The sequence below is a fragment of the Nostoc linckia z4 genome (assembly GCF_002608075.1).
GTDB classification, from domain to species: Bacteria; Cyanobacteriota; Cyanobacteriia; order Cyanobacteriales; family Nostocaceae; genus Nostoc; species Nostoc linckia.
On the sequence record NZ_LAHA01000019.1, the window covers coordinates 23,594 to 43,764 of the forward strand.

At 41.7% G+C, this 20,171-nt stretch carries 17 protein-coding genes; 1 reads left to right on the plus strand and 16 read right to left on the minus strand.

Annotated features, from left to right (window positions below; all coding sequences use genetic code 11):
- Positions 1-187: 187 nt before the first annotated feature.
- On the minus strand, positions 188-904 hold the full coding sequence (surE, locus tag VF06_RS16695) for a 5'/3'-nucleotidase SurE (protein WP_099070005.1): 717 nt from the start codon (positions 902-904) through the stop codon (positions 188-190).
- 97 nt (positions 905-1,001) lie between these two features.
- A complete protein-coding gene (locus VF06_RS16700; protein ID WP_099070006.1) occupies positions 1,002-2,138 on the minus strand; it encodes an MFS transporter in 1,137 nt (378 codons plus the stop codon).
- Between the two features lie 127 nt (positions 2,139-2,265).
- Between VF06_RS16700 and VF06_RS16705 the strand changes: the two genes are divergently transcribed.
- Positions 2,266-2,934, plus strand: a complete 669-nt coding sequence (locus tag VF06_RS16705; RefSeq protein WP_099070007.1) for a helix-turn-helix transcriptional regulator — start codon at positions 2,266-2,268, stop codon at positions 2,932-2,934.
- Positions 2,935-3,334: 400 nt separating this feature from the next.
- Here VF06_RS16705 and VF06_RS16710 read toward each other — a convergent pair whose 3' ends face one another.
- From VF06_RS16710 to VF06_RS16775, 14 genes are all read right to left on the minus strand, one after another.
- On the minus strand, positions 3,335-4,330 hold the full coding sequence (locus VF06_RS16710; RefSeq protein ID WP_099070008.1) for a DUF6687 family protein: 996 nt from the start codon (positions 4,328-4,330) through the stop codon (positions 3,335-3,337).
- Positions 4,331-4,383: 53 nt separating this feature from the next.
- Positions 4,384-4,683 (minus strand): hypothetical protein, encoded by a 300-nt coding sequence (locus VF06_RS16715; RefSeq protein WP_099070009.1) that lies wholly within the window; start codon positions 4,681-4,683, stop codon positions 4,384-4,386.
- 573 nt (positions 4,684-5,256) lie between these two features.
- Positions 5,257-5,676, minus strand: coding sequence for a VOC family protein (locus VF06_RS16720; protein ID WP_099070010.1), 420 nt, complete (start codon positions 5,674-5,676; stop codon positions 5,257-5,259).
- Between the two features lie 126 nt (positions 5,677-5,802).
- Complete coding sequence (locus tag VF06_RS16725; RefSeq protein ID WP_099070011.1) at positions 5,803-6,975, minus strand: GuaB3 family IMP dehydrogenase-related protein; 1,173 nt, start codon at positions 6,973-6,975, stop codon at positions 5,803-5,805.
- Positions 6,976-7,102: 127 nt separating this feature from the next.
- Positions 7,103-7,777, minus strand: a complete 675-nt coding sequence (locus VF06_RS16730; protein WP_099070012.1) for a class I SAM-dependent methyltransferase — start codon at positions 7,775-7,777, stop codon at positions 7,103-7,105.
- A gap of 135 nt (positions 7,778-7,912) precedes the next feature.
- Positions 7,913-8,581, minus strand: coding sequence for a GTP cyclohydrolase II (locus VF06_RS16735; RefSeq protein WP_099070013.1), 669 nt, complete (start codon positions 8,579-8,581; stop codon positions 7,913-7,915).
- 151 nt (positions 8,582-8,732) lie between these two features.
- Positions 8,733-10,319 (minus strand): amidophosphoribosyltransferase, encoded by a 1,587-nt coding sequence (gene purF / locus VF06_RS16740; RefSeq protein ID WP_371411845.1) that lies wholly within the window; start codon positions 10,317-10,319, stop codon positions 8,733-8,735.
- A gap of 151 nt (positions 10,320-10,470) precedes the next feature.
- On the minus strand, positions 10,471-11,505 hold the full coding sequence (locus VF06_RS16745) for a methyltransferase (RefSeq protein WP_099070015.1): 1,035 nt from the start codon (positions 11,503-11,505) through the stop codon (positions 10,471-10,473).
- A gap of 64 nt (positions 11,506-11,569) precedes the next feature.
- A complete protein-coding gene (locus tag VF06_RS16750; protein ID WP_218963818.1) occupies positions 11,570-12,568 on the minus strand; it encodes a formylglycine-generating enzyme family protein in 999 nt (332 codons plus the stop codon).
- Positions 12,565-13,905 (minus strand): bifunctional diaminohydroxyphosphoribosylaminopyrimidine deaminase/5-amino-6-(5-phosphoribosylamino)uracil reductase RibD, encoded by a 1,341-nt coding sequence (gene ribD / locus VF06_RS16755; RefSeq protein WP_180267303.1) that lies wholly within the window; start codon positions 13,903-13,905, stop codon positions 12,565-12,567. The genes VF06_RS16750 and ribD overlap by 4 nt, the downstream gene beginning before the upstream one ends.
- A 13-nt stretch (positions 13,906-13,918) precedes the next feature.
- Entirely contained in the window at positions 13,919-15,625 is a 1,707-nt protein-coding gene (locus tag VF06_RS16760; RefSeq protein ID WP_306474313.1) for a WD40 repeat domain-containing protein, read from the minus strand.
- A 105-nt stretch (positions 15,626-15,730) separates the two neighbouring features.
- Positions 15,731-17,314 carry a glutamine-hydrolyzing GMP synthase gene (guaA, locus tag VF06_RS16765; RefSeq protein ID WP_244918059.1) on the minus strand — a complete coding sequence of 528 codons (1,584 nt, stop codon included), beginning with the start codon at positions 17,312-17,314 and terminating at the stop codon, positions 15,731-15,733.
- A 378-nt stretch (positions 17,315-17,692) separates the two neighbouring features.
- Entirely contained in the window at positions 17,693-18,589 is an 897-nt protein-coding gene (locus tag VF06_RS16770; RefSeq protein WP_099070018.1) for an AraC family transcriptional regulator, read from the minus strand.
- Positions 18,590-18,956: 367 nt separating this feature from the next.
- Positions 18,957-20,042 (minus strand): amidohydrolase family protein, encoded by a 1,086-nt coding sequence (locus tag VF06_RS16775; RefSeq protein WP_099070019.1) that lies wholly within the window; start codon positions 20,040-20,042, stop codon positions 18,957-18,959.
- Positions 20,043-20,171: the final 129 nt, after the last annotated feature.

Genomic DNA, 20,171 nt, shown 5'->3' on the forward strand with positions numbered 1-20,171 from the left:
TTCCTGAAAATAGACCATCTGAGTTATTCAAATCATATTTATGAAGATAAGAATTGAATATTTGTCTCAAAGAGTAGATACTTTCAGTGTCCAAGTAGAAGAACAGACAAAGCATATAAGCTAATAATTATTTAAATTGCATCCCCGCATCTTCCTAAGGTTAAGAATTATGCAACTTAAAGGCACATTAGCTTACACAATTTTTGGGACTCTGTGATTCAGCACAGACTCTTAACTGAGTTACAGCAATGTTGCCTGAAAAACATACATCGACATCACTACCAAGAGTGCGATCGCGCTTGCTATACTCTCCCACATAATAAAAGTCATCACCCTGAATACGGTAATTGACAGGTAAGGGTTTGTTACACGGTTGGCAAAACACAACTTCTGGTTCCGGTTCTCCTGGTAGCAAATGCGGCAGATTCACATTCCAAAAAGTTCCTGGTTCTAGGGGACTGGTGAGTAAGTCAGCTATAATCCCAGTAGTCAAACGTGCGGCGAGATCCCAATCATAACTAAGCTGACCTTTGTGATACTGGGAAATGGCAATTCCGGGAATGCCAAGGATTGCTGCTTCCCTGACAGCAGCGACGGTTCCGGAAATATAAGCATCAACTCCCAGATTGCCACCAGCGTTGATTCCTGATAGCACAAACTTGACATTTTTGCAAATATATGTGGTTGCAATTCTAACGCAATCGGCGGGAGTGCCTGCGATGGCATACTCCTTATCTGAACGACGCAGCACTTGAATCGGTCGAGTAGTAGTGACCTGATGACCACATCCCGATTGATGGTCTTGGGGAGCCACGATAATGACGTTGTTACCGTTTACACTTTTGAGGAGCGATTTGATTCCGGGAGCATCGATGCCGTCGTCATTGGTAAGGATTAGGGTCATATATCTTTGTTATAGGAAAGGCTTGATATTTAAGTCAGACGGTGATGTGATAAATCACATAAGTAAGAGATAAAAATCTCTTGCTAATGTCTTATTTTTAAGCTAGTCGCTTTTTTTTGACTGTTTGGTAGATTCCAATTAGCAAAGCATTGCAGGCCAGAATAACCACTCCAAAACCCAAGAGTGTGTTCATGATGCCTACTCGATCCGCAAAAAAGCCAATGAGAATAATCGGTAAACCATAGCCTAAATAAGCACAGACGAAATAGCCAGAAGTTGCCCGCGCTGATTGCGATCCACTAAGTCTGACAACTTCAGCCAATCCGCCTAAGTAAGTGAACCCATAGCAAGCAGTACCAGCGATCGCCACACCTGCCAAGACCAGACTTAAGACACCTAGCCATGCTCCACATGTGAAAGTGATATAGCCAAGCACAAGAATCACACAACCTAATTGGAGTGAAACCACGGCGTCAAGACGACGGGCAAATGGTTGGACTAGAACACCAGCAATCACGAAAATAAACAACATTGGCCCCGACCAGTTAGGCAGATTATATTGCAATAACTGTGCTGGTAGAATCACACCTACAACCCCAGCAAGCGACCATGCTAATGCTATTGTTAGACCAGCAAGTACAGTACCTGCTGGAAAGCTTGGCAAGCGAAGTAGCGATCCAGAAGAAGCAGGCTGTTCTGGTAGTCTCATTGCCAAGCCTAGACATCCTAAAAGTAATATGAAGATAATCCAATAACTCAAAGGAACTAAAGAGTTTTGGAGCAACAAAGCTGCATTGGTAAACAAGGCACCACTAGAAAAACCCAAAGAAGTGGTTAAACTCACATAGGCTGCCACCTGCGACCAAGATTCCGGTATCAAAGCAGATATATATGCTGTTCCAGTTCCCGTAATCAAGCCAACTCCGATTCCCTGTAAGATACGGGTGACAAACAGCGTGTAAATGGATGGGTGGACAATCATCAAAAACGTAGCAAGTGTAGCTGATAGCAAGCTGGCTATAATTACGGTTTTACGTCCTATGCGGTCAGAAATTCCACCAAGAAAAATCAAAGTTGGTAAGAGTCCTGCTACATACGTGGCAAAGGCTACCGATGATAATCCACTACTGTAGCCTGCATTTTTAGCGTAGATACCATACAGTGGGACTTGTAAATTTGTAGCATGAGTTACAAAAAAAAGCACCGCAGCTACAATCAATATGCGTCGATTCATAGTTAAAAATTAGATTTGCGTTGAATTACGTCAATAGAGTTTCTTGCGACTTTATAAAAATTTTTCTTTATAAAAAGTGTAAAAGATGAGGTTGACTTTGTAAAGATTTTTCTTTAATTTATTAAATATGAAGAGTGAATTAACTAATAAATCAGCAACTGTCCGTACCAGACGCGCTATTCTCAAACTACTAAAGCTAGAGGGATCGATGGACGCTCTAGCTTTAGCTTCCCGTTTGAATGTCACAGCAATGGCAGTACGCCAGCACCTGTACGCCTTGCAAGAAGAACAACTAGTGACTTACCACGAAGAGTCGCGTTCTATGGGGCGACCCGCTAAACTATGGCAGTTAACTTCTGCCGCTGATAGCCTTTTTCCAGAGCGCTATGCAGAGTTGACCCTAAGCCTGCTTAATTCTGTAAAAGAAGCATTCGGTGAAGAGGGTCTCGATCGCTTATTGGAGATCAGAACTCGCCAGCAAATCCTAGAGTACCGGGAGAAAATACCTAGTGCTGGCTCTGTTGAGCAGCGGTTAGAAGCATTAGCGGCAAAACGTACAGAAGAAGGATACATGGCTGAAATCCAATGTGACGCAGATGGATCGTTTTTATTGATTGAAAACCACTGTCCCATCTGTGCTGCTGCTGTAACTTGTACCGGGCTGTGTCGTCAAGAACTAGAAGTGTTTCAGTCAGTTCTAGGTTCTAACGCTGTTATTGAAAGAACTGAACACATTGTTACTGGCGAGAGACGCTGCGTCTATCGAGTCATATCATGTCCGGTTAAAGACCCATAGTTAGGACTGACGCGGGGACACGGAGACACGGGGACGCGGAGAAATTTTTGGCGTTGTTGAATCGAGAGATGAAATTTATATTTTGAAATCTAAAACTCTTTATCCTCTCAGCGTCTGGGCGCCTCTGCGTGAAAAAATCATCCCCCAAATATGCAATGCTCTTTTGTTACTTATATATGGCCGTAGTCACATTGGTTAGGACAGTGTTGATTGCCCAAAGCCTTGAATTAAGTGGGTTTTTATTCAGCAATGGCTCAGCGCCCCGCTACCCCTGACAGCATTCAGCACTTTGACATAGCTGAAATTTGACTGCCATTTTGAATTCTCCAACCTCTGCACCAGTTTCTCTGGAGATGTTCTTAAAAATAATTGCGCTCCATAGTTACTCTAAAGTTGCTATTTATGCCAGTGTACTGGGGTTCCAAGCAACGGGAGCCAATTCTAGAAATGAACAAACTAGTGAAATAAACTGTGATTCATCGAGTTTGCTCTGTTGCTGTGATGCTAACCACATCATCGGAGCTAACTTCCATACCCCTTCATAGCACCATTTTTCACCTTCTAGTTCATTCAACAGCTCAACCAGTGCTGCGAAATCTGGCCGCAGGCGTATTGGGCGGCTACAGTATTGTACCCAACTTTCATAGCGCTGTACTACTTGATAATAGCGATCGAGGCCTATGAGGATCGTAAAGTGTCGCGCTATTTCGTGTATGACAAATTGGCTAAGACCAAAATACCTTGATTGATGTTGGTCAACCAAACGGTTAATGAGACGATCGGATAATCGAATAATACTGAGTTCCTGGTCATCATACTCTTCGACAGTAATTAAGCCACTTTTCACCATTTCCCAGGTCTGTGCGTAAGAATTTTCCTCTTCTTCCCAAAGTGGCTTGTATCTTTGTAAATTTTTACAGATTTCATCTAGCCTTAAGAGTAAGTCTTGAAACAACATTTCTGTCACACGAGCTATCGGTTGATCGAACGCTTTAGCACCCAAAGGTGAGCGATCGCGTGATGCCCAAGAATCACATAATGCAGCTAACCTTCTTGCAATGGTCGATTGTGAGTATCTAAAGTCACCCGCACGAGCTACATCTAACCACAGCCGCCAATGTTTCATGGTTTGTTCCGGGTTGACCATAGCGTAAACGGAGACTAGCGCATCCACATCAAAATGGGAAGCAGATACAACGGATACTTTAGGGTGCGGGTATCCTTGTCTTAAATAATTCATTACGATTCCGGTGGACAGATCCGATTTTAGGGAGACGGGTGTTTGGACTCCCGGCCAATGGGAGAGAACTAATTCTGTTGAAGCCGTCTCTCCACTATCAACTATGATGTGGGGAATGCCATCAAGCTTATCGAATGCAACGAAGCGGATTACCATAGTGCTACACACAGAAATTTTTAATGTTATTGCTGTGGAGTACCGCTAGGAAATTAGGCGTCGAGATTGTTGATACTGATTCTTAGCTTACCATCTGGGGTAGTGCTAAGCTTCAACTTGCGAAGAGCAACTCGGCAGTAATTCCAAGGCGACACTGAAGCAGCAAAGCATGAGGGCCCACCAATGAATTCAGCTAAATCAATCATGCCAACAAAGGCTGGGTCTAACACTGCCACTACTCTGCCTCCCATAAAATGCCAGTCTACAGATGGAAGAGAGTCAGCGACTGTCTTATCCACAATGACACCTTGTGAAATCCCAGTAACTCGAAGGTTGATAAAGTCAGACGACATAGTAATAAACCTGCCTTGAAAATAGGGAGTAGGGAGTGGGGATTAGGGAAAAGAAATTTTCATTGCTCCTTTTGAGTGCAGCTCGTGGAGTCTCTTACAAAAATGATTGATGGTAAAATTGGGAATTTTAAAAATCTTTGCCCTACATAGGTTTCAGTATTAGTTTAAACGCTTTTTAGCGGCTTGCCCCAGGCATATCTTTGCTAGAAAATAGATAAAGTCGAGATCAAAGTGTATGTGATTTTCAGATTCATTTTCGGAGATGTCTAATCTGAAGTTCCCTGTGCATTGGTACTAAAAAATTTTGTAAGCTTTGCTCTACAATAAATATAGGCTTTGAACTCCAAAATACCTAGGCCATACACAATGTCGATTTACTCGCATATCTGGCGTATGGTAAAAAAGGTCGGCGGTAAAAGCCTCAAACTGCCTGAGTCGCAAAGCAACACGCTATGCGAACCCAAGATCCTTTGACAATTTGTAAGAGCATAAAGCAAAGCAAAAAATTTTTGAATGGAGATCTACATAAATCAGTACTTTTTGCATTAGGGGAACTTCAGTCTTACGAAACGATCATTCCGGCGAGTAGATTTCAATCATTGTGCCGTCAGGGTCACGAAAATAAAGGGCGACTCTACCAGTGTTAGGAAGAGCATAAACTTCAGCAACTGGATTATTTCCACAAACTAGCGGCACTTCCAGTGAAGCTAAGTGTTCTGCCCACTCGTAAACCTTGTCAGGTGTTGTTCGTAATCCTATATGAAAGTTCGGATTTTCACCAGGCCAATCACGTACTTCTTCCAAAAAGAACTCATAATCATTAAACGCTGCGACAATCTTGGTCTCGGTCATATGATACTTATAAACCAGACCCAAGACTCTTTGATAAAACTCCCAAGTAACTTCTATATCGCGCACAATAAGATTAATGTGCCTAATATCAGTTACTTTCTGTAGTTCTTTTAGCCTATTTATTGTTTGCGTTTGTACCATTTGCAAAAGCTCCTAACTCTTGAATTTTGTAATTCTTCTTATCAGTACTTTGGCAGTTTGACCACGAATTGAAGTAATTCTCTTGTTCTAAGTGATAGTATTGCATCGCATTCAGCAAACTCTATCCTAACAAGGACGCTTACCCATACCTATTTGTTGTGCTTTTTGATACAACTTTCCTTCATTTAAAAGAGAGGGAGCAATCACAACTTCAACTTGCTGCATATCCTTAATGTTTTTGGCTCCCAGTGTACCCATACTTGTTTTTAAAGCTCCCAGCAGATTATGAGTACCATCATCCAATTGCGCTGGGCCTCGGAGAATTTGTTCGCATGTACCAGTAGTGCCAACGTGAATGCGAGTACCACGGGGCAACACCGGATTAGGAGTTGCCATACCCCAGTGAAAACCCCGTCCTGGTGCTTGTGTAGATCTAGCAAAGGGTGAACCAATCATGACAGCATCTGCCCCGCAGGCGATACATTTGCAGATGTCACCACCAGTGATTAAACCGCCATCAGCGATAATCGGTATATACTTGCCAGTGTCTTCATAATAGTCATCACGAGCGGCAGCGCATTCAGCAACAGCAGTTGCTTGCGGTAAACCTACACCCAGCACGCCACGAGATGTACAAGCGGCTCCTGGGCCGATTCCCACAAGTATACCAGCTGCACCAGTCTTCATTAAATTCAAAGCGACTTCATATGTCACACAATTGCCCATAACAACAGGAATTGGCATTTCTTCACAAAACTCCGCCACATTGAGTGGCATTACTGACTCTGGTGATAAATGCGCTGTTGAAACCACCGTTGCTTGAACAAAAAACAAATCAGCTCCAGCTTTTGCTACTATCGAACCATACTTAATTGCCCCAACAGGAGTAGCACTCACTGCTGCAATGCCCCCTTGTTGTTTAATTTCCCTAATTCTTTGTTCAATTAAATCAGGCTTAATTGGCTCTGCATAAAGTTTTTGCATCAGCTGGACAAACTCAGTTTTATCTACCGAGGTGATGTGTTCTAAAATCGGGTTTGGGTCGGGATAACGAGTTTGAATGCCCTCCAGGTTAAGTACACCAAATGCTCCTAAATCAGACAAAAGGACAGCCATAGGTACATCAACTACTCCATCCATTGCACTAGCAATTATGGGAATTTCTCGCGTAATACCACCAATGCGCCAGCTAGTGTCTGTCAAACTGGGGTCTAGTGTTCTATTTCCTGGTACTAGCGCAATTTCATCAATTCCATAAGCACGGCAAGCTGTTTTGTATCCTCCGATTTGGATATTCATAGGAATTGCTATTTTTCTCCCTACTATTTTTTGAGGTTGTCAACCTAAATGCAAAGCAAGAATGATGAGAAAACACCACCATAAACAGAGATTGATAATTCATTGTTTATGGTTTTTGTAAAATGAATTAAGGCTGATTTTTTACAAGTGCTGCTAAATAATGTACTGGCAAATAATGCTCATGCCAGGGCCGATAAATTCGACGGCTATCAAGCCAGATAAAACCGTGATTTGTCAATAATTGCTGCAATTCGTTAACACTAAAAGAACGACCAATACGCCCTTCATCAAAATCGATGAAAGAACCATCAGTATTTTCGTCAAGCGGCGTAAATACCGATAACATAGCTATTCCATTTGGCTTTAATAGAGTTTTTAAATGGGTTAAATAGGGAAAGTATAAAGATGGGTGCTGATGGTGGAAGCAACCATTATCAAATACAGCATCAAACTTCGTTTCAGGAGAGGGCTGCCAATCAGTGAACTGCGACTTCACAAAATTAATTCTATCACCCCAAGTATAACTTAAGAACTGCCAAGCTTCATGTTCATACAAATCAAGACCAGTGACAGAATGACCTGCCTTTAGCAGAATTTCGGCATCTTTTCCTGAACCTGCGCCGATATCTAAAATGTGACCCTTTTGACTACCTATGCACTCCAAGAAATATACAGGAACTTCTCGCATTGCCTCTTCATATGACCAGGCGTCATTGCTCGTCTGGTAACATTGGACAAATGCTGTTTTTAAAACTTCTTTGTATTCTTCAGATGAAATTTGCGGCGGATTTTGAGTTGCCATTACTAACCCTCTAAAAGACTTGGACGTGATGAACAGAGACAAAAAGGAGTAAAATTTGATATTTATTTAACTCTGCAAGTTAGTTTTTGCTACAGAGCTAGATGCTAATAATCTGATTTGGATATCAAACCATAGCTATAATCCTCGATCGAGGTTAATTTTATGACCTGCACGCAAAACTTTTGCTTTCAGGTAAAACTGATTGTGTGGATTAGAAAACACGCTTGTGGATACCATTCCCTGCACATCAATGCCAAACTGTCTTAACTGTTCCGCTTTATCTGGATTGTTGGACAACAGATTAATCTTGTTAACGCCAAGTGCATGTAGCATTTGAACAGCACACCGATAGTCACGCATATCGAGGGGGAAGTCAAGCCGATGATTTGCTTCGTATGTGTCAATGCCTTTATCTTGTAGGATATAAGCATCAAGTTTGTTGTAGAGACCAATGCCTCGTCCTTCCTGCCTCAGATAGAGTATGATTCCAGATTCCTTAGATAGTCTGAGCATTGCTTCCTTTAGTTGAGGCCCACAATCACACCTTGCTGACCCGAAAACATCACCTGTGAGACATTCAGAATGTAGCCTAACTAGTGGTGCTTCACTATTGCGCCATTTACCTACACAAATCGCAATGTGTTCTTTCCCATCACAAAGATCGTTAAATGAAACAAATTCTCCAATATATTCTTCTACTCCTGAGAAGGATATTGGAATTTGGACGCGCTGTCTGATAGTAGCTTTTGTTAAGATATTCTCAGAAACATCTAATCCAAGGTAACCGGAGCCAACTATATCCATACTCACCTTTATGAAAGAGTACAAAGAAGTAAAAAACACCTGTATTGAATACCCTTTGGGCAATATCTGACTAGCAGAAGTTTCAGACAAAGAAAGTAACAGTTAGTAGTACTTGCACGTATGACAAAACTTATGCAAGTATGCCAATTTTTCAAGTTCTAATTAAGCTGACACCAAAATGTTCGCTCAATGTGCCAGTAGTATAAGTCCTTGTCTTTGCTAGGTTTTCTAATGTTAATTTAGAACGTTTCAGTGGTTCAGCAACGGGAACTGGATAATCGCCAGTAAAACAAGCCGAACAAAAACTAGCCTTATGTTCTCGCGTCTCTTCCAGCATTCCTTGGTAACTTAGATAGCTTAGAGAGTCCACTTCAATTTGTTTACTAATCTCCTCTACTGACTTGGTTGCAGCGATCAGCTGGTCTTGACTATCGGTATCGATGCCATAGAAGCAGGGATAAGTTACTGGAGGCGAGGAAATTCGCATATGTACTTCCACTACACCTGTTTGGCGTAATAGTTTAACCAGTTTCTGGCTAGTCGTTCCTCGGACAATTGAATCATCCACAATCACTACTCGCTTACCGAATAGCATATCTTTGAGGGAATTGAGTTTCATACGGATACCTAATTCACGCATAGATTCCGTAGGCTCGATAAAAGTACGTCCGACATAGCGATTTTTAATCAGTCCTTCTGTGTAACGGATGCCAGAAAATTGTGAAAAACCAATAGCCGCAGGAATACCCGAATCAGGAACACCAATGACAATATCGGCATCAGCAGGAGATTCTTTAGCCAGTCGTTGCCCTAAGCGGAGCCGATAACTGTACAAACTCTCGTTGTGCATGATGCTATCAGGGCGAGAGAAGTAAATCATCTCAAAGATACACAACTTCCGTTGCGATTTTTGACTCCAGAAATAAGAAGCTAAACCTTCTTCGGTAATCCAAACTAATTCACCTGGTTGCACATCTCGCAGATATTTCGCTCCAATGATGTCTAAAGCACAGGTTTCAGAGGCAAGAACGTAACGGACTGGATGATTCCCCAGAGTGCCAATGACGAGAGGACGAATGCCATTGGGATCGCGAACACCCATGACACCAACAGGAGTGCCAATGACTAAACTAAAAGCTCCTTGGCAACGGTGAAATGCTTTGATTGAAGCTTCTAAGCAATCTGCACCAGCGTTGATTTCTTCAGCGATCGCTAAAGCTATCATTTCTGAATCACTTGTAGTCACCAAGTTGCAATTGTTCTTAAGCAACTCATCTCGCAATTGTAAAGTATTGACTAAGTTGCCATTATGTGCAACAGCCAATGGAAATAGGTGGCTGTACACAACAACTGGTTGAGCATTGGCTTGGTTATTAGAGCCTGTAGTTGAGTAACGAGTGTGACCTATAGCTATACTACCAGGTAGGTCTTTGAAAATTGATTCGTTAAAAACTTGAGACACTAAACCCACATCTTTATATAGATGTAATTGCTCACCATCAAATGTAGCAATGCCAGCTGATTCTTGCCCCCGGTGTTGGAGAGCGTACAATCCAAAGTACGTTAATTTGGCAACGTCTTCTCCTGGTGCATAGATGCCAAAAACACCACAAGCCTCTACTTGTTTGTCAGAATCATCTAATGTAGCACAGTCCCCACGCCAATCATCAGATTTAGTCAGGTTCCGATCGAAGAATTGCAAATTTGCACGGTTAGCGGTATGGTTGGGCATCATCATTATTTTGCTGTTCCAAATCAATCAGTGGATGTCCTGGCGCTATTAATTTAAATTGTTACTGCATCATCTTCATTATGGAATTGTGCTGCTTGCTGCTGAATTCATCCTACAAATATGCAACGCCCAATTTTTAAAAGTCAAATTCACAAGTCTACTTACGTTGTCCGATAATCAAAACGTACTTTCCGCCTTTAGTTCCAACTCTGCCAAAATTTCTCACTTCAACATTGAAACCAATGTTTTCCATCTGGTCAACAAGCCATGGAGTTGGATGCAATTGACCATGTGCAGTATTCATCATCATGTAAAAAGAAAAACCTGCTGCTGCTGCGGGTGTGACGCAATCTCTATCCATATATATTGTTGTAATGAGGAGTGTGCCACCCTTGCGAAGAACTCCGGCTACTTGTGATAAAATCTGAACCACTGTCTCTTGCTCGAAATAATGCAGACAGTCATTGAGCATCGCTATGTCAGCTTTCACACCTTCATATGAAGATGCTTTGCTGATATCAGCTTCTCGAAACTCAATCTGGTTTTCTACACCATAATCGGCAAAGACATGTTGAGCTGCTTCACGTGCAGTTGCAAAATCCCAAACCTGCCCGGTGATATGTGGATTGTATTTAGCGATCGCTGACAGATACGTACCATGACCACCAGCAAGATCGAGAATATACTTCTCGCCTTCCATTTCCGGCAGTGCAACGATGCTGGCGATGTTTTCCTTTGACAGTTGTAACATTGCCTGATTGAATGCATCGTTAGCATGTGGGTCTTTCTTGAGTTTTAGTTCTTGCTGACCCTCGATGGGTTCCTCAGAAGAAATAACTTCACCAATCTTGCTCCACAACTGCCATTGTAACCGTTGATGTTCTATTAAAGCTCCCACATAACCTGGCCCATCCTTGGTTAAAACTCGATTTGTCGATGGAGTATTGCAGTATTTATCGTCGCTTTTCACGACTAGACTAAGTGAAGTTAGTACATTCAGAAGAAGTGTTGTTTTCCGCAACAACCAGCCTTTTGATTGTGAGATTGTTTCTGCTGTGACTGGCTCTTTTAGGAGTTCAAAAAGTCCTGAGGTGTTGGCAAATTGCAATATAGCAGACTCTTGAAAAGAGTCACTCATGCTGATAATGTCACTAGCTGTCAAATCAATTGAATTGTGGGAATTTACAACCATTGTTCTTGGCTCCTTAAAATTTAAATCACAATTAACGAAGTATGTCAACAATTTCCTTATGACCTTAGACTGTTTCTGCCAATCTAAATCCCATAATGTAGATATCTTTCGGAAACCAGCCGTGCCGACGTTTGCAACGCGCTAAATCACGAAATCGGGTAAAACTCCCTCCCCTAGCAATGCGGTAAGAAGAACCTACAGTCTGCATCAGATCGTCCTCAATTTTTTTAGATCCAGGGTATGCCCAGTAATTATCACAGACGTATTCCTCAACATTTCCAGCTAAGTCTGATACACCAAAAATTGAATTACCTTTGGGATAAATACCAACAGGAGTAGTTGATAGAATGCCACTTTCTACGGTGTTAGCGCGATCGTCTAAATATTCCTCACCCCAGGGAAATTCAAGACTTGCCGATCCCCCAGCAGCATACTCCCATTCGATTTCCGAAGGTAATCTAAATTGCCTGTTTGTTTTGTTACTTAACCACTGTGCATATGCATCAGCAGACTCTGGTGAAACCGTATATACAGGATGGTTTGCACGTGTCATAGGAAAGCAACCAAACTGCCATGATGTGGGTATATGTGGGTGTTGAGTATCCTTAAGAAAGGCTAAGTACTCGACATTTGTTACTGGATACTTAGCTATCTTAAATGATTGAACAGTTGTCTCAAACTGAGGTGCTTCTTTCTCTATCCAAGAAGGAATAACTCCAAGATCGCGGTACATCTCAGCAACTTCAGAAACACGTGCCCAACTTAAACCAATCTTGGCTCGATCGCCTGGTATGAATATCATACTAGGTTCAAAAACTTGAATCCTGGGATCTCCAACAAGTGCCAACATTGTACCCGCTGCATAACGTGTTTTAAAGGGCACTTTTGGATTTTCAGCCATACTTGCAAGCTCAGTAACTTTGAGTCTGCGAACATACTCAAAGTCTAGCTGTTCAGTTTCAGTGACCCCAGACACATAATGCTCTGGTAGCCCCATTGCCTTGCGAGCAGAAATAATATTAATTTGAGATGGATCAATTGACACTTTAGTAGGAATACTCATGGAAAAATATTTCTCCGAACTAATTCTTCTGCCAAATATTGGGGAATAAATTCCATACAAATGTCGTTGCCTAAACGATTCTGAGCAACCAATTTATATTGGCTGGCTAAAGACAATTTTCCTCCTGCATACTTTGACGAAGTAAAGGCCGTTTCCTCTAAAGATAAACTCAGAGGATTCATAATTCTATTTGCAACTCCTCCTATCAAAATTGGTGCTATAAAAACATGACAAATATCGAGTAGATTTGCAGCGAGCAACTGTGTGAGTAATTTGGAACCCCCCTCCACTAGAATACTTTGTAGCGGTTTTCCAAAATGCCTTTTAACAACTTCTGATTTCAGGTAATCTACTATTTTTTCCCAAAAATAATCCTCTTCTTTGAAGGTTAGAAAAAGAATGTGTTCAGACTCTTTGAGAGACTCAGCCCAGGAATTCTGAGTTGAGATTAAAAATTTTTCTTGAGTAAAAATAATCAGAGGTGTAGATGATGCTAAAAACTTTTCAGAAAGCTGCTTTTGAATATCTTCTGAGCAATTTAGCAATCTCCCTTTTGGGTCAAACACAATCTTCATGGGCTGGCGATTGATCGGCTGGGAACACGATCTCACAGACAACTCTGGTATATCGCGTAAAACAGTTCCTGCTCCAACTAAAATTGCGTCATACTTTTGTCTTAACCAGTGAGTGTAAGCTCTAGATGAGGAACCTGAAATCCACTTGGAAGTAAATTCATCATCTGCTAGATGTCCGTCGAGGGTCTGGGCCCATTTTCCCGCAAAAATGGGTCTGTTCAAAAGTTGTGACATGATGAAGTTGTAGTTCCAAGCCATTGCTTCAGATGCACAAAGACCCAGACACACTTCAATTCCTTTATCTTTGAGTAGTCTAATTCCATCCCAGTTAACAAGGGGATTAGGATCGGCTAAAGCAACTACACAGCGTGCAATACCACTTTCTATAAGAGTTTGTGTACAGGGAGGTTGCTTACCGAAGTGAGAACACGGCTCTAGTGTAACGTAAGCACATGCTCCTTGTAATAGAGATTTGTCGCTGATACTTTCAATAGCAACTCTCTCTGCATGTTTACCTCCGAAAGCCAATGTCGAACCCCGCGCTATTTCAACACCGTTACGTACTATGACACAGCCCACTGCTGGATTGGGATTGGCAATACCTACGCTATTCATTGATGTTATAAGAGCTTGCTCCATCCAATAGCGATCGTTGCGTTCTTTCTCCGGTATCCATGGGGTGACTTCATTGCTCAACTCTGGAGGGACAGTTTTTGAGAGAACCCCACCAAAAGAAAATCCCTCTGTTAGCCTAAAAGACATATATCTCCTCCTATTAGCTTTCTGAGGGTACAGAAATCTTATAGACTTTGCCATCGTATGAACTTGCAAGAAATTGATTATTGATAGAGTCAAATGCTAGAGAAGAAATTCCCGCAGTCGTTGGTCTCTCCACGATAATCCACTCTCTAGAAGTTACACAGTAGATTGCAATCCGCCCGTTATAGCTTGCAGTTGCTAGGTAGTGACCTTCTTTCGAGCTGGCAATACATTTAATGGAATGAGTGTGAGGAGTTGCAATCTTCTCAATCTCGAATTCTTTCCAAATTCTGAGGTGCAAGTCTCTACTTATACTTGCAAACTGATTATCGGGTAGAAATGCACAACCATTGGCAATCTTATTGTGTGCTTGCTCAACGTATTTCAAACAACTGAAATCGTCTATTGAGTGAAATGCTGCCGATGTATCAGCACAAACAGAAAAGATAGTATCTTTGGAACATGCAATACCCTTGATCGCGTTTTTGTGTAGCTTGATTTCATCCACAAAGAAAATATTTCTGGAATTATCCTGCTTAAAAACTAAGCCTTCACCTGTGTAAGTACCAACGATCAGGTGTATAGCTCCATCTTTGTAGAAAGTTGCGCCACAATTGAGGGGCGATCGATGCTGATGAAGTACTTTACCTGACAATGCATCAAATATTTGTCCAGACTGTCCTCCAGAAACTACTGTAGCCCCAAATTGAGTCAAAAAGTTGCACAAGCTACCAAGTTCTATGAGTTTATTTCCGTCTTGGAAGATAATACCAGCATCACCAACTGCAAGGTATCCATCCCTGTATGGGGTAACTGCGTTCAAACCAGATGTAGGATTAATACTTTTCAAATCCCAGGTACTGCTTTTGTAATTGTATACAGCGTAGCTAGTACCAAAAGTCCCAAAAACGATTTGAGAATCTCCGATAAAAGTACAGGAGCGAGGCCAAACAATTTGCGGAAGATTTGCTGAGGCTTTCAATTCTAAAGAACCATCAGTAGTTACCTGCCAAATTTTCAGAGTTCTGTCATAACTTAGGCTTGCTAGGGCTTGTCGTTCTGAATTATATGCCAATCGCTTAATCCCAGCGTTATGAGCTTTGACATATTTTTTTTCTGGATCGCCAATAATGATGATTTCTCCCTCATCATTACCTGCATAAATAATTCCTTCTTTGGATATGGCAATTGTATCAGTCTCTACACCGTCTAGATCGTAATTTTCAAGAAGGTCACCAGTTTCTGCATTCCAACGCTTAACAGTACCATCATCACTGCTGGAAATAACTTCATTGCGATTATTAAGCCATTCCACTGAAATGACATCAGCTGTATGTCCTTCGAGTCTATGCTTAAGCTTTCCTTCGACATCGTAAATCCTAACAAACTTATCTCGTGAAGCAGTGGCAACAAGTTTGCTTTGGTGATTTATGACAGTCATTTCAACGTCATCTCGCTGATCGGCAAAAACAGCAAGTAATTTTAGAGTAGGAATTTCCCAAAGTCTGGCAGTGTAGTCGCTACTGGAACTTACCAAATACTTCCCACATGAACTGAAACTACACTGGTTAGCCAAGTGATCGTGAACAGCTTTTGCTATGCATTGCTTGTTTTTTGGGTTCCAAAGAAGAAGAAAATTGTCATATCCTGCCGTAGCAACATAGTCTGACTTATATGCCGCGATTCCACTTATGGGACTTGCATGTTCAATCATAGCTATCATCCTTGTTGATTATTGAAGTTTCAAATTTGATACTCTAGGCACAAAATTTATCCCTTTTGTGTAACTCTGCTTTGAGTTATATAACCTCAAAAATTCCCTCCAATCCTATTCCCACTCAATTGTGCCAGGCGGTTTTGAAGTAATGTCGTAAACCACTCGGTTAACACCTTTAACTTCATTCACAATCCTGTTAGATATAACTTCCAGTAAGTTGTAAGGTACACGCGCCCAATCAGCGGTCATACCATCTTCACTGGTAACAATTCGCAGAACTATGGGGTGAGCATAGGTACGTCGATCGCCCATGACACCAACACTACGAATTGGTAGCAATACTGCAAAGGCTTGCCAGCATTCGTTGTATAAGCCGTGTTTGTTAATTTCTTGACGCACAATTAAATCGGCATCGCGCAAAATGTTTAATCGTTCAGCAGTGACCTCACCTATGATGCGGATTGCCAAACCAGGGCCAGGGAAAGGTTGACGCTGGACAATTTCTTCTGGCAAACCAAGAGAACGTCCAACTTTGCGAACTTCATCCTTGAACAGTTTACGCAATGGTTCTACAAGTTTGAATCGCAGGTCTTTAGGCAAGCCACCGACGTTGTGGTGGCTTTTGATTTTCATTGCTACCCGTTCTCCCGTTTGCGGGTCAACATTGGTATCAGCAGATTCGATAACATCTGGATAAAGCGTACCTTGAGCTAGATAGTCAAATGGGCCAAGGCGTTTGGATACTTCTTCAAATACATGGATGAACTCGTGTCCGATAATGCGGCGCTTTTTTTCCGGCTCAGTGACCCCAGCCAGAGCGGTGAGGAAGTGAGCGCCGGCATCTACATACTCTACAGGAATGTGAAACTGCTCTTTGAAAAGCTTGAGCAACCGCTCTGGCTCATGCTTACGCATAAATCCTTGGTCGATAAATACGCAAGTAAGCTGATTGCCTATGGCTTTATGCATTAAAAATGCCAGGGCGGAAGAATCTACTCCTCCAGAAAGCGCCAATAGTACCTGTTCGTTACCAACTCTACCACGAATTTCCCGAATTGCTTCTTCAACAAAAGCAGTAGTTGTCCAAGTAGGTTTGCATTCACAGATGTGATGTACAAAATTACTGATGAGGGAAAGACCACCAACGGAATGAGCAACTTCTGGATGAAACTGCACCCCGTAGAGTTTCTTTTCGTGATTGGCAATGGCAGCATATGGAGTATTTTCTGTATGTGCCAATAATTCAAAGCCGGATGGCATTTGAATTACTGAGTCGCCGTGGCTCATCCACATGGTTGTGCCATTTTCTATGTCAGTTAGTAAGTTTGTGAAATCATCTATATGCAGTGAAGTCTTACCATATTCACCTCGTTGAGTTTTTGCTACTTCTCCACCTAGTTGCTGCACCATCAAGTGCATACCGTAGCACACACCTAGAATTGGAATTTCTAAATCCCAAATTTTGGGATCGCATTGGGGAACATCATCTTCATATATAGAATTGGGCCCACCAGAAAGAATAATCCCCTTGGGGCTTAGTTGACGTATCACATCAGCAGTAGTGCAGTATGACAGGACTTCAGAATAAACCTCGACTTCACGAACTCGACGAGCAATCAGTTCGGAATATTGAGAGCCAAAGTCAAGAATAACTATTATCTGACGGTTTAATTCTTCAGCGAGTGTATTTGAGATTTGTTGAAAAGAAGTTGGAGATAATTGTTCAGTCTTCACAAGTATTAGTAATGCCCTAAGTTACAAAATGAATGTGTAAACTAATAGACTTATGGAAAATTTGCAACCCGCTCCACATTTGGCTTTGCTGGTTGTTAAAATAAAGCCAGAGTTAACGAAATAATTAGAGGATGAGATAGTTGCTGATGGAAACCATCTATAAAAATTTTTAAGCTAATTCATAATCAACCTTTAATAAGCACAAAACACTAAGCTCTTAATTCTTGTGCTTTGCTTACTAGGAAATCATGATAGTCTTAAGTGCTGTAATTAATTTAAGTATGCAATATCTTCAGAATCAGTGTCTTGCAAATTTCTCTAATTTTGAGCAGAATTCTACTAACTTTTGAGGAATGTTTTGGGACTGGTTCCAACGAGACGTTTAAAGTGCTGGCTGAAATGACTCTGATGGGAAAAACCGAGGTGATAGGAGATATCTGCAATACTCAGTTCACCTTCACGTAGCAACTGCTTGGCGCGAGCTATGCGGTACCGAAGCACGTATTGATGAGGCGCGAGTCCGGTTGATTGTTTGAATAAGGCTGAGAAATAATTTGGACTTACCTGAGCGATCGCAGCTAACTGAGCCACGGTTAAATCTTGACCGAGATGATGATGGATGTACTCGATTACTTCTCGCAGCTTACTTTTCGGTAAACCAGTACCAGAAATTGACAGAATACGTTTTTGGGCAGAATAATGCTGCAATAAATGTGCGGTTAATGCAATCGCTAAGGAATCTACATACAAACGACTGCCTATTCCATTGGATTCTAGTTCGGCTTTGAGGGCTAACCCAATACTGTAAATCAATGGATCGGGATGACTCAGAGTCGGTAACAGTTCAACTTCATCGATATCAGTTGATTTACCAATGTGCTGTGCAAATAGATCCGACTCAAAAATCAGTACAATAAAACTGTGTTCTGTACCCCAATATGCCCCATTTTGTGTATTTGCAGGAATAATAGTAATTGTCCCTGGGATTACTTGGCTGGATTGAGATAGTTCTCCTACCCATTCAAGTTTCGGTGTTGGTAGGGGATAGTGATGAACAATTATACGATGCTGCTTAGAATAATGTCCGGATATTTCCTGTGGTGGCTGGTGGTGATATTGAAGGTAAAGCCCATCCCAATTGGCTGTATAACTAGAGAGCACAGCTTTATGTGGGTAAAGCATCTGAGTATTTTCTTCCCTAGCAAAATCAATTACCAACGGCTTTTTAGCCTCCATACTACGCAATCCTCACTAGGCAGTAACTCCGTACTTCAGTGTAATCAAAACTAGCTTTACCAGACTATCCTCCTCAAGAGAGAGCTTGATACCATCCTTGATAACTCCCGGTTTGCCCCAGAGCGAACGCATCTAAATATTGATGCACAAAACGAAACAAGAGGCTTGGAGGTATAACCGTAAGCCACCAGTAACAAAAAGAACTGGCTACTTAGAAAAAAGTAGGGATACCAGGGCAAACGCATCTCAGTATAGTACATATATGCTAAACAAAGGATAAAGGTAGCGATCGCCGGGTGACATATAGGTAAGGATTCAAGCTTTGATGATAAAGTCATTGTTTAGTGTTAACAAAACAAGAAAAATTTTAAGCAAAACCGTAAAAACGCTGGGGATTATCCCAAGCAATCTTTTGCACTGTTTCTTGAGATAACTGCATCTCAAGGTTTATCAGTTTGTTCACAATGTCCGGGTGATGATCCATGTGAGGGTAATCAGAGCCGAAGATTAAGTTATCTGAACCGATGTATTCGATAATTTGAGCCAAGTAAGGTTCCGAAGGTTCAATGGCGACAAAACACTGTCGGTAGAAATACTCTGATGGCTTGATTTTAACTTGATTTTTGACTTCCCAATGTAAATTTTTGTACTCTTCATCCAGTCGCCAAAGCCAGTAAGGAAGCCAGCCGCAACCAGACTCTAGAAAACCCACTCTTAAGCGGGGGTGACGTTCTAGCACTCCGCCTTCAATCAACGCTAACAATGCCATCATCTGTTCCATCGGATGAGAACAAGCGTGCATGGCAAAACGAGTATGAAATCTATCTGCACCTGTGGTGGGTAAGCGGCTATGAGTGGCTTCATGAATACCGACTGCTATGTCTAAATCTTCGCAGGCTGACCAAAATGGCTCATAAGCAGGATCGCTTAATAGTCGTCCTTTAACGGGGTTAGGGCGTAAAAAGACAGATTTCCAGCCAAAATTAGCTATGCGATGTAATTCCGACATCATTTGCTCTGGTGCATGAAAATTAATTGCACCTACTCCTTTCAATTTGTCTGGAGCATAATTACAAAATTCTTCGTATAACCAAGTGTTGTAGGCATGGGTGAAGGCTCCCACGACTTGTTTTGGCATACTATCAATAGCAAAAAGCCACAGCCCAATAGTTGGATAAATAAAGGCTATATCAATTCCCATCTCCAACATTGCTTGCAGGTGAGATTCTACATCGTAGCGACGAAAATAAGCATGGGGATGAGCCTGTATCATTTGCCTATTTCCCTCTTGTCGCACTTGTGGCGATATTTTTTGTGTAATGTCTTCCCCTTGAACTTTCATGTCTAGTGAGGGTGCAAAGTCCCGAAATTCCGGGGCGAGGTACTTGGCCCATATCTGCGGAGGCTCTATGACATGGGAATCAGCATCAATAATTTTATATCCATGTAGCATATACCATTTTAGATTTTAGATTTTGGATTTTGGATTGGTTTGTTTGTTTGGGTTGGAGTAAATTTATCTGTTGCATTCTTTTTTGAAATTGGTAATAGTTAAACCTATAAAGTTTGTGATAGTAAGGCA